An 11,241-nucleotide genomic window follows, 5' to 3' on the forward strand; every position below is an offset into this window, starting at 1 on the left:
TTTTATGTGCTATATAAATAGTGCTTTTTACTACTTTTCACTAGAGCTTTTGAGCCTACTTCCTGTCATTGGTCCATCCATTACTTTGCTAATGAAATAGTTCTTAGTTACTAATGTGATTATTATTAAAATAGTAAATTGAAATGCTATTGATCCTGCACTAAAGGTCTCAAAGGGATTCCACCAGCTATTTGGATACCATGATATAGCTTGTTGTACCCACCATCCTAGAATAATTACAAAGAATATGGGGAATAATCTAATACATGTGTTCCACCATTTTCCAACAATGAAATCTGTTTCTGGAATATTGATATCCTTGGTTCTTAATTCTTCTAGTCCATATTTAGTTAATGCTATTGCAAAAAATAGACCACTAACCAAAAGTCCTACTCCCCACACAAAGTCCTGATTATCTAAAAAGTGTAGACTGTATGCCGATGGTATCCCAAGTAAAAATCCTGATACTGTTATAACAATTGTTGCCTTATTTCTTTCTAATCCCATATCCATTACATTCCTTACCCCTACTTCTATCATTGGCAATAATGATGATAATGCTGCTATTGACATTGTTAAAAAGAATAATGCAGCTATAAATCCTCCTGCTGGCATTCTACTGAAAAGCTGGGCTAGATAAATAAATGTTATTCCTTGATTTCCTGCTGATAAGGCTTCGTTTGCAAACTCTACAGTAGGTGATAAAGCAAATATGGCTGGCAACACTGTCATTCCTGCTACTAATGCTCCTACATTATTACCAAGTCCCATAATCATACAGTTACCACCAATATCTTCATTTTCCTTTGTATATACTGCATAGGTTACTATAAAGCCCCAGCCTGCACCCGTTGACCATGCTGATTGTGTAAAAGCTTCAAGCCATATTTTAGGATTTAAAAGCATACTTAGCTTTGGACTAAATAAATATTCAAGCCCCTTTGCTGCTCCTGGTAATGTTACTGATCTTACTAAAGCAATCAACAATAGTACAAATAGTGTTGGTATCATTATCTTTGACGCCTTTTCGATTCCGTTTGTTACACCTTTATAAATTATAAATCCAGCAATTGACATAGCTATAAAATGAAATAAGATCGTTTGGGATGGCGTTGTTGTAAAGGTATTCCATATAAGTTCTGTTTCTTTTACTCCTATTCCTGGTTTAAATGCTCCTGATACTGAAAGTGTAAAGTATTTCATACACCAACCCATTACTACTGAATAATAAAACATTATAAGTAAGCATACTGCTGCTATCCAGCTTCCCATCCATGTAAATTTCTTTCCTAAAAAATCCCTAAAGGACCCTATTGTACCTAGTCTTGTCTTTTTTCCTATTACCATTTCTCCCATTAATAGCGGTATTGACCATACTAACAGTGCTACAGTCCAAGCGATTATAAATGGTCCTCCTCCATTTTTTGCTGCTACCCTTGGAAATCTCCATATATTACCTGTTCCTATTGCCATACCTATACTGGCTGCTATAAATCCCCAGCGGCTTCCCCATTGCTCCTTGTTTTGACCCATAATTTATCCTCCCTTTTATCAAATTTTAAATCTGAACTATCCTCCTTTCTTAATTTTTATTTAGAAATTTTTGTTATAAATCCAACTATTTGCATGAATTATGCCAATCATATTTTTCTTCTACTATTTATTTTAATTTATAATGAAATAGTGTACTTTTCTGTGATTTTTTTCAAAATTATCTTAATTTTCATATTTTTCTTTCTATTTGCTATTTTATTAACAATTTTAAAGTGTCAAATATTTGACGCCAAAACAAAAATTTTCTCTAAAGAATAAGCGTCAGAAAATAGACATTAAAGTCAATTTTCTGACGCTTATTCTTTTTCTTAAATTCTCCATGGAATATAGCTCATTTTTGGTCTCTTTTTTTACATTTCACGAGTCATATTGTTAAAACATTGTTAATATCCTTTGATTATCTACTCCAACTTATACTTATCTAATTTAAAATACAACGTACTTCTAGGAATATTTAAAAGCTTTGCTGCCTTTGCTTTATTACCTTTAGTAATTTTCATAGCCCTCCTGATTGTATTTTTTTCAGTATTATCAATAATTTTATTGAGATCAAAAATTTCTTCTTTATTTTCTACTTTTGCTTTACTATTTTCAATAATGCTTCTAGGTAGAAAATTTAAATCTACTTTTTTAGCTTTATTATTTTTTACTAATATAACTATTCTCTCTATTATATTTTTAAGTTCTCTTATATTCCCCTCCCAATCATAATTTATTAGTATATTCATAACTTCTGGAGGAATTACAGGTATATTTGAACGGTAAGTAATACAAAATTGTTCAATAAACCTGTTTACTAGATCTGGTATATCATCCTTCCTTTCCCTTAAAGGCGGGAGTGAAATTAATATTGAATTTAATCTATAATACAAATCCTTTCTAAAAAACCCCTTCTTCATCATGCCTTTTAGATCTTTATTTGTTGCTGCAACAACTCTTACATCTACTTTAATAGATTTTGATCCTCCTACTCTTGTTATCATGCCATCTTCTAATACCCTCAGTATTTTAGGCTGCATAGATAATGGCATATCACCTATTTCATCTAGAAACAAGGTTCCTTCATGGGCTAGTTCAAATTTACCCATCCTTCCCTTTTTAAGAGCTCCAGTAAAGGCACCGCCTTCATAGCCAAATAATTCACTTTCCATTAAGTCTTCAGGAATTGCACTACAATTTATGGGTATAAAATGACCTTTTCTTTTACTTTCAATATGAATTGCTCTAGCAAAAACCTCTTTACCAGTTCCGCTCTCACCAGTTATAAGCACATTCATTTTAGATTTGGAAACCTTTTTACATAGATTTATTATTTCTTTAAACTTTATATCACTTCCAACAATTTGATCAAAGGAAAATCTATTTTCATTAAGTGCTGTAACTTCTTCTTCAAGCAATTTTAAATCTAACTTAGTTCTATCTAAAAGGTTAGTTAATCTAATTAATTCAGATATATCCCTATCACAGCTTATAGCTCCTATCAATTCATTTCCTCTATAAAGGGGACGTGCTGTAATAATATTATGGGAATCCTCCCGTGGACTATTATAAACGTTGACATATGGTCTTTTTTCCTTTATAACCTTTGGTAGTAAAGCCGTAGGAAAAAGATCTGTTATATGCCTTCCAACTACACTCTCTCTATTTACTTTATAAATCTCTTCAGCCCTTTTATTCCAGAATATAGCGATGCAATTTTTGTTAACAATACAAATAGCATCATTCACATTATCTAATATCATTTCAATTGTTGGATTGAGAAATAACATGATCTCCCCCCGTATTCCCTTTAATAAAAAATTGTAAAAATATAAATTAAATATTTAATATATTTCGACGATTATCTTAAATAACCTTTTTTTTGTAAAAAGATGACTTAGCCAATTTTATATTAAAGGTTAAAAAAACAAAAACACCAATTGGCATTTTTGTTCTTTAACCCTTCAATACAAACTTATTTGTATTTTTCTTTCAGCTTATTCAACACTGATTTAGAATATTCCTTAGCTCCAAATAAAGACATATCCCTATAATTCCCACATTGTATTGGATTTACTGCAGGAATTTCATCTGCCGCCAATATCTTTTCTAAAGCTTTCATAAGTGCAACCGCTATTTCATCCTCGCTTTTTTCCCCTATTAATATGAGATAAAACCCTGTTCTACAGCCCATTGGCGAAATGTCTATAACATTTTCTATTTCTTCTCTTATAAAGCCTGCTAGTAAGTGTTCTATTCCATGAACTGCACTTGTCGGCATAGCTTCTCTATTGGGTTGGGTAAATCTTAAATCAAATTTTGTTATAATGTCTCCCTTTGGTGTCTGAATCACTCCACATTTTCTAACAAATGGAGCTTCTACCTTTGTATGATCCATTGTAAAGCTTTCAACTATAACTTTTTTCAACACTGATACCTCCTACTTAAATTATAATATTACTATCTTTTATTAGAATAACATATTCAATATCTATAATGAATACTCTTTATAAATAATATATTAAACAACATTAGTCTTCAATAATCGGCTATTTACTAAAACAACTGTTTACCTACAAGTAATCTTTTAAATTTGCTTTATTACTATATTTTAGCAGTTTTAAAACCAATCTCAAAATCTAATTGTTTACTATGTTTTATAAAAAACTTGTAAAGTGGTATAATAAAATATAACTTTACGAAAAACTAGAATCTGATATAATAGAAAAGGTCTAGGAAAAGTTTACGAATATAAAGATAACCAACTCTAAAGTATTATAAATTTGAATGCAAAACAGGATATAGGAATTTAAGTAAAGACTATATAGATAGTATTTATAAAATACTCAAAGTAGTATAATTAAACTGCTTGAGATTTTAAATAATATTTATTTAAGGAGGATAATAATATGCAAATAACTAAGGATACTCTAATAAGTGAAATCTTAAAAATCAAGCCTGACGCTGCTCCAATACTTATGAGATATGGAATGGGATGCTTAGGATGCCCTTCAGCTCAAATGGAATCTTTAGAGCAAGCTGCTATGGTACATGGTATTGATTTAGAAAAGCTTTTAGAAGAACTAAACAAATAAACTATAATTTTAAGAATAAGTAACATAAAAACTATAGGCTTCCTAGTTTAAATTTAATTAGGATGTCTATAGTTTTTTATATGCCTTCTTTGGGATTTTTTATAAAGTTTTTCAATTGAGAAACTTTATAATTAACACTAATAATTTTGAAATACAATATGTAGATAGCTTTCTTGACTCTCTTTACTACATTTTGTAATCTAAAATTCTTTAAATGTATTATACAATTTCCTCAATTATCTTAGTTTATATAAATTTAAATCTAAATTTTTATTCTCTATCATTTTTATTAATTAAATTGGAATAAGTTTGGATTATTTGGAAAATCTAATATTGATAATTACTAAGATTGTTAAGGAGGTTAATCTATGGATAATGCTATGTTTTGTTGGCAATGTGAACAGACTGCTGGTGGAAAAGGTTGTACTAAGATAGGAGTTTGTAGTAAAGACCCTGATGTTGCTAAAATGCAGGATGTTTTAATTTATTTATTAAAGGGAATAGGTTTTTATGCTACTAAAAATATTGAAAAAGGAAATAAGATACCTAGGGAAATTGGAGAATTCTTTACAGAATGTGTATTTGCCACTCTCACAAATGTAAACTTTGATGGCCAAAGATTTGTAAAATACATAAAGGAAGCTAATAAAGTTAAAAAACAATTAAAAGAAAGTGCAGGACAGATTGAAAATGTTCCAAAGGACGCAGATTTTATAGCTCCTGAAACTAGAGGAGAAATACTTAATATAGCTAGCAGACCTAACCTAGGTGTCATGGACGATGAAAATCTAGATATGGATATCCGCTCTTTAAGAGAATTTTTAATCTATGGAATTAAAGGTATGGGTGCATATCATCATCATGCTTATGTCCTTGGGAAATATGATGAAGAAGTTGCAAATTTCATGTTTAAAGCCATGGGAGCTACCCTAGATAGAAGCTTGACTGTTGAGAATTATTTCGATTTGAATATGGAATGTGGAAAAACCAATCTTAAGTGTATGGCCCTTTTAGATGCTGGAAACACTGGTACATTTGGAGATCCTGAACCTACCCAAATGCTTATTACCAAGAAAAAAGGTCCTTTCATAGTAGTATCTGGACATGATTTGAGGGATTTAGGAGACTTGCTAGAACAATCCAAGGATAAAGGTGTTAATATATATACACACGGAGAAATGCTTCCATGTAATGCTTATCCAGGTCTTAAAAAATATCCACATCTAATAGGTAACTTCGGTGGTGCATGGCAGGATCAACAAAAAGAATTCGACGGTATCCCAGGAGCTATCTTAATGACAAGTAATTGTCTGATGAAACCAAGGGATAGCTATAAGGATAGGATATTTACCTCAAGTATAGTTGGATGGCCAGGTGTTCAGCATATCGAAACTGTTAATGGTAAAAAGGATTTTTCTCCAGTAATAAATAAAGCCTTAGAATTAGGTGGATTCCCAGAGGATGAACCTGAAAAGAGAATCCCAATGGGATTTGGTAGAAATGCACTACTCAGCAATGCTGGTGCAATAGTTGATGCCGTAAAAGCTGGTAAGATAAGGCACTTTTTCTTAATTGGAGGTTGTGATGGAGCAAGACCAGGAAGAAATTATTACACTGAGTTTGCCGAAAAAACTCCAAAGGATACTATCATCCTTACTTTAGCATGTGGTAAATATAGATTTAATAAGCTTGATTTAGGAACTGTAGCTGGATTCCCAAGAATTCTTGATTGTGGTCAATGTAATGATGCTTATACAGCTATTCAAGTTGCACTAGCTTTGGCTGAAGCCTTTGATTGCGATGTAAATGACTTACCACTTTCATTTATAATTTCTTGGTACGAGCAAAAAGCTGTTGCAGTACTTCAAACAATGCTTTACCTAGGGCTTCAAGATATTTATTTAGGTCCATCGTTACCTGCATTTGTTACGCCAAATATACTTCAAGTGTTGGTAGATAAATTCAACATCAAACCTATATCTACACCCGATGAAGATCTCAAGGTTATATTGGGATAGCATCTAAAATGCGCCTTTTGGGCGCATTTTAGATGAAAGTTGTAATTTTTATATTCATAATTTTTTTGTAGATAAACTTATTAGATGAGTACAAAACTTAAAACATGAAATTTGCAATTATTATTCTTTATCTAGCTTACTCTCCATATATTTAACAAGTGGTGCTATTTGAACCAAGGTTGGTGCACCTTTCATCCATACCTGTTGCTTTAAAACTTCAATTATTTCCTCCTTTGTTGCTCCATATTTTATAGCTTTATTCATCTCTAGCTTTGCTCTAGCTTCATTTTTATCAAAAACTGCTGTTGCAAGTGCAATTAAATATCTATACTTTAAAGGTATCACACCGTCTCTCCAAATTTCATGATGATACTCTGAAATTATCTTTTGAAAATTTTCTCCAAAGCTTTGAGACACCATTACTCCTGGTGGTACAAATCCTATATCTTCAAATTCACGTTGTAATTTTTTTTTATCCACAAAATCCCCTCCTATTATTCTTAATAAATTAAGGTCTAATCTACTAATCTTGTTTATATATTACCCTTCAACCTTATATATAATCCTATATTTTATATAATATCTACTATAAATTTCTATAAATTCTTAACTTTTATGGTATACTATGAAATGATTAATATAGGCTTATATTCTATTGTTTTAAAAATTTTATCAAAAAAATGTTTTATTAACTTCAGTATGGGTATAATCCTATTGATAAAATTATAGGAATTTAAATTAAGTTTTACTATGTAAATCCTATATAGGAATTTAAGTAAAGACTTTAATTTATACATGTCCAAAACGCCCAGAAACGTTGCGTATTTGTACATGTATAAATTAAGTTTTACTATGTAAATCCTATATGATTCATTTATTAAAAGGTTTTAAATATATTTGGAGGTGTAATATTAAATGGATGCTTTTAATATAAAGGGAAATGTATATTGGACTGGTGTGTTAGATCCAGATTTAGAAGTTTTTGATATTATTATGAAAACTGAATTTGGTTCAACATATAACTCTTATTTCATTGATGATGAGAAAAAGGTATTGATTGATACTGTAAAGGGTAATTTTAAGGATGAGTTTATCGAGAAGCTTGGTAAGCTTACAGATATAAAGAAATTAGATTATGTAATAATCAATCATACTGAACCTGATCATTCAGGAAGTTTAAAATATGTTCTTGAAATTAATCCCGACATAGTCGTTTATTGTACTAAGGCTGCTAGTATTTTTTTAAAGGAACAAATTAATAAGGATTTCAATTGCCATATCATTAAGGATGGCGAGATTCTTGATATAGGAAGTAAAAAATTAAAATTTATTACAGCCCCATTTTTACATTGGTCAGATACAATGTTTGTTTATGATGAATCTGAAAAAATACTATTTACATGTGATGCCTTCGGTTCACACTATAGCTCAGTTGATCCTAAATCTGTTCATTGTGACGATTACAAAAAGTCTCTTAAGTACTATTATGAATGTATTGTAGAGCCCTTTGCACAGCATGTTTTAAATGCAATCAATAAAGTAAAAGACTTAGAAATAGATATCATACTAACCTCCCATGGCCCTATACTTTCAGAAAATCCTAGCTACAATGTGGAAAAGTATTTAGAATGGTCGACCCATGCTGTAGAAAGCAGAAATCAAAAGCAAGTTGCATTGCTTTATCTGTCAGCATATAAAAATACTATGTTAATGGCAGAAAAAATCAAAGAAGGTTTGGAGTCAGAGGGAGTTAAGGTTGAATATTTAGATATAGAGAATGAAGATATTGCTAAAGTCCATTTGATAATCAATAACTCTAAGGGTCTTATTTTGGGTTCCCCAACCATCAACAAGACTATGGTTAAACCTATGTGGGATGTTCTATCAGTTATAGATCCAATGGCAAATATGGGTAAAATTGCTGGAGTATTTGGGTCCTATGGCTGGAGTGGTGAAGGTATAAAAATGGCAGACAGTCTTTTAAAGCAAATGAGCTTTAAGGTTCCATTTGAGCCTCTTTCAAAGAAATTCTTCCCATCTGAGGAAACTTTACAAAAGTGTTTTGAGTTCGGAAAAGAGTTTGCTCAAAAATTATAGGGTTATCATATAAATCTATGCTATAGAAAATTGGGTAAATATATGGAAATTGATATGGAGAGGTTAGGTTTGTAGGCATCATATCCAATGGAAAAATACAGCCTCCTAGATAATTGTTAAGTCTAGGAGGCTGCGTTATTATTCGTTAATTATTACTTCATACTTATTTCTCAGCTCCGTAGTCTTGCTTACGTATAAATTATTTTGTTTTCTCCCTAATAAGAAATTTCTAATTTGGTCTTTAACTTGTTCAAAACTATTAATAACAGGTTCTTTTTTATCAACAAGCTTAACAATATGATATCCAAACTGCGTTTTTACAGGCTTGCTAATTCCACCCTTTTCCATACTAAAAGCTGCATTTTCAAACTCTGGTACCATTTTACCCTTTGTAAAGAAGCCTAGGTCTCCACCTCTTTCTTTAGATGGACATGTAGAATACTTCTTAGCTGCTTCTTCAAAGTCTAATCCCTTTTCTATCTCATCAAGTATTTTATTTGCTTCTTCTTCAGTCTTAACAAGGATATGACTTGCCTTAACACTTTCAGGAGTTTTAAAGCTTTCTTTATTATTATTGTAATAATTAACTACTTCATCTTCTGTTACATTCACACTATTTAAAAGCTTTCTAAGGGCATAATTCTTAAGAATATTTACTTTATTTATTTCAAGTTCTTTTAAAAATTCTTCTTCCTTATCATAGTTATTGTCTAAAGCTTCATTATAAAACAATTCTTGATTAATAAGTTCATCTAATAACTGCTTTTTGCCTTGTTCATTATTAAAATTCATATTCCCTTGGGCAATTAAATTTTGCAAAAGTGCATTTACATCCATTTCTGTTATGGCTTTACCTTTAACTGTTGCTAAAATTTTGTTTTCACTCATTCACTAACTCTCCTTTTTTTAGTCTATGGTTATAATATCAGATATAATTTGTTCTGTCCAATTTTTATTTAATTAAGGAAATTGCATAATTACCATCTTCAAAAACTATCTACAATATATAGTTTCAAGTTTCAAAAGCTATACCACATGTATTATGTGATTTCTTCAATTATTTAATCTTATTGTTTATATCCCATTCCGTTACTATACCTAGTAATTTTCCTTTTTGAGTTCCATCGGAAGTAATAAACAAGGCTATTAATCTATGGTTATCTTTATTCTTATATTTAAATAGGTTTTCTGCTTCATAAATACTGATTTTCTTCGTTACAAATTCAAAATGTTCTTTTCTCTGAGTATCTAAGCTGGCATATTTCATAAAATCATTTATGGTTGATTTATCTGTTATTATTGGATTATAAGTACTAAGCATATAATATATCAAGGTATTACCATTAAATACACCCACAACCTTATCATCCTCAACAATTGGAACTCTAGATACTAATTGCTGCTTCATAGCATGCATTACATCCATTGCCAGCTGATTAGGACTCGCTATAAGCATTTTAGATCTATAGGTGCATATATCATAAACAGTTAATGGATTTATCAATAGATTTAATATTCTCTTGTAATTTTCCACTATCTCTGGTAAAGGCTCTGCTATAGGTTTTCCAAAGCCAGAGCTTGTTGTATCATGGACAATACAATTTCTAAGTCTTGCATAGGCTTTTAATTCATCTATATTTCTATTTATAAGCTTATTCTTTTTAGCCAGCCTATCTAAGACCTTGGTATGAGACATATAACCATCTACCCCTAATATTTTCTTTATTTGCTTATCAAATTCATTATATGTATGTAGGAATACTTCAACATTTCTCATATCATTACCCTCTTTTTTTATAATATTATGAAGCTAGTATTTATTTTCTTATATTATCTCACAAATTACTTGCCTATGTAATATTATTATATATCCTATAAATAAAAAATAGGGTTGTTACTTAATATAGGAATTTAAGTAAAGACTTTAATTTATACATGCCCAAAATACCCAAAAGCATTGCATATTTGCACACGTATAAATTAAATTTTACTATGTAAATCCTATATAATTGAAAATATTAAAACTTTCCTGATAGATAATAGCCCCATAGTTTAATTTAATCATATCAACTACTTTTATCAAATAGCATTCTTTTATTCTCATCCATAAACTGATTAGTATATAGTCTATAGTAATACCCTTTTTTCTTAATTAACTGATAATGGTTTCCCTCCTCTATAACCTTTCCGCTCTGTAAACTTAAATGAAAATTGAGGACTTCAATCCTCTGTGGTACAATGTTTTTGCTAAAAAAACTATACCTCCCAGAAAGGATGAAGTCCTCATGCAAAAAATTGTACCAATTAAATGTACAAAATGCAATAATAAAGATTCTTTTTACCGTTATGGTAAAGATAAAGATGGTTATCAAAAATACCTTTGTCGCAAATGTAATCACCAATTTGCTCCTGATAAACCAATATCTAAAAAGGTACCTAAATACCCTCGCTGTCCCCTTTGTGGAAAGGCAACTTTTCTTCACCACGATTATGAGTAT

The 11,241-nt window shown here is 30.5% G+C and carries 10 protein-coding genes; 4 read left to right on the plus strand and 6 right to left on the minus strand.

What is annotated here, in order from left to right:
- Window positions 1–30: 30 nt before the first annotated feature.
- The 3 genes from BUB36_RS17260 to BUB36_RS17270 all read right to left on the minus strand — a co-directional run bounded on the left by BUB36_RS17260 (window position 31) and on the right by BUB36_RS17270 (window position 3,961).
- Complete coding sequence (locus tag BUB36_RS17260) at window positions 31–1,533, minus strand: sodium-dependent transporter (RefSeq protein ID WP_073147075.1); 1,503 nt, start codon at window positions 1,531–1,533, stop codon at window positions 31–33.
- Window positions 1,534–1,955: 422 nt separating this feature from the next.
- The gene (locus BUB36_RS17265; protein WP_073153177.1) at window positions 1,956–3,323 is read right to left on the minus strand and encodes a sigma 54-interacting transcriptional regulator; all 1,368 of its coding nucleotides are present in this window, start codon (window positions 3,321–3,323) and stop codon (window positions 1,956–1,958) included.
- 185 nt (window positions 3,324–3,508) lie between these two features.
- Window positions 3,509–3,961 carry an S-ribosylhomocysteine lyase gene (locus tag BUB36_RS17270; protein ID WP_073153180.1) on the minus strand — a complete coding sequence of 151 codons (453 nt, stop codon included), beginning with the start codon at window positions 3,959–3,961 and terminating at the stop codon, window positions 3,509–3,511.
- A gap of 481 nt (window positions 3,962–4,442) precedes the next feature.
- Between BUB36_RS17270 and BUB36_RS17275 the strand changes: the two genes are divergently transcribed.
- Together BUB36_RS17275 and hcp are read left to right on the plus strand one after the other, a co-directional pair.
- Window positions 4,443–4,628: a DUF1858 domain-containing protein gene (locus BUB36_RS17275; protein WP_073153183.1), complete on the plus strand. Its 186-nt coding sequence runs from the start codon at window positions 4,443–4,445 to the stop codon at window positions 4,626–4,628.
- A gap of 368 nt (window positions 4,629–4,996) precedes the next feature.
- Window positions 4,997–6,646, plus strand: coding sequence for a hydroxylamine reductase (hcp, locus tag BUB36_RS17280; RefSeq protein ID WP_073153185.1), 1,650 nt, complete (start codon window positions 4,997–4,999; stop codon window positions 6,644–6,646).
- A 120-nt stretch (window positions 6,647–6,766) separates the two neighbouring features.
- On the opposite strand, the gene BUB36_RS17285 is transcribed toward hcp, so the two are convergent.
- Window positions 6,767–7,126: a carboxymuconolactone decarboxylase family protein gene (locus tag BUB36_RS17285; RefSeq protein WP_073153188.1), complete on the minus strand. Its 360-nt coding sequence runs from the start codon at window positions 7,124–7,126 to the stop codon at window positions 6,767–6,769.
- Between the two features lie 435 nt (window positions 7,127–7,561).
- Between BUB36_RS17285 and BUB36_RS17290 the strand changes: the two genes are divergently transcribed.
- Complete coding sequence (locus tag BUB36_RS17290) at window positions 7,562–8,743, plus strand: FprA family A-type flavoprotein (RefSeq protein ID WP_073153191.1); 1,182 nt, start codon at window positions 7,562–7,564, stop codon at window positions 8,741–8,743.
- 138 nt (window positions 8,744–8,881) lie between these two features.
- Here BUB36_RS17290 and BUB36_RS17295 read toward each other — a convergent pair whose 3' ends face one another.
- Both BUB36_RS17295 and BUB36_RS17300 read right to left on the minus strand, forming a co-directional pair.
- Window positions 8,882–9,631 (minus strand): peptidylprolyl isomerase, encoded by a 750-nt coding sequence (locus BUB36_RS17295; protein WP_073153194.1) that lies wholly within the window; start codon window positions 9,629–9,631, stop codon window positions 8,882–8,884.
- A 169-nt stretch (window positions 9,632–9,800) separates the two neighbouring features.
- Window positions 9,801–10,520, minus strand: coding sequence for a CBS domain-containing protein (locus BUB36_RS17300; protein WP_073153196.1), 720 nt, complete (start codon window positions 10,518–10,520; stop codon window positions 9,801–9,803).
- A 508-nt stretch (window positions 10,521–11,028) separates the two neighbouring features.
- Here BUB36_RS17300 and BUB36_RS17305 point away from each other — a divergent pair.
- Window positions 11,029–11,241, plus strand: a 213-nt coding sequence (locus tag BUB36_RS17305; RefSeq protein ID WP_330390539.1) for an IS1 family transposase, incomplete at its 3' end; no start/stop codon positions are given.

It is taken from the genome of Paramaledivibacter caminithermalis DSM 15212 (assembly GCF_900142245.1).
Classification (GTDB): domain Bacteria; phylum Bacillota; class Clostridia; order Peptostreptococcales; family Caminicellaceae; genus Paramaledivibacter; species Paramaledivibacter caminithermalis.

Excerpts from the sequence above, each read along its gene's own strand:
- BUB36_RS17295 (WP_073153194.1), bottom strand. The coding sequence starts at position 9,631 with ATGAGTGAAAACAAAATTTTAGCAACAGTTAAAGGTAAAGCCATAACA.
- BUB36_RS17265 (WP_073153177.1), bottom strand. The coding sequence starts at position 3,323 with ATGTTATTTCTCAATCCAACAATTGAAATGATATTAGATAATGTGAAT.
- BUB36_RS17300 (WP_073153196.1), bottom strand. The coding sequence starts at position 10,520 with ATGAGAAATGTTGAAGTATTCCTACATACATATAATGAATTTGATAAG.
- BUB36_RS17275 (WP_073153183.1), top strand. The coding sequence starts at position 4,443 with ATGCAAATAACTAAGGATACTCTAATAAGTGAAATCTTAAAAATCAAG.
- BUB36_RS17290 (WP_073153191.1), top strand. The coding sequence starts at position 7,562 with ATGGATGCTTTTAATATAAAGGGAAATGTATATTGGACTGGTGTGTTA.
- BUB36_RS17260 (WP_073147075.1), bottom strand. The coding sequence starts at position 1,533 with ATGGGTCAAAACAAGGAGCAATGGGGAAGCCGCTGGGGATTTATAGCA.
- hcp (WP_073153185.1), top strand. The coding sequence starts at position 4,997 with ATGGATAATGCTATGTTTTGTTGGCAATGTGAACAGACTGCTGGTGGA.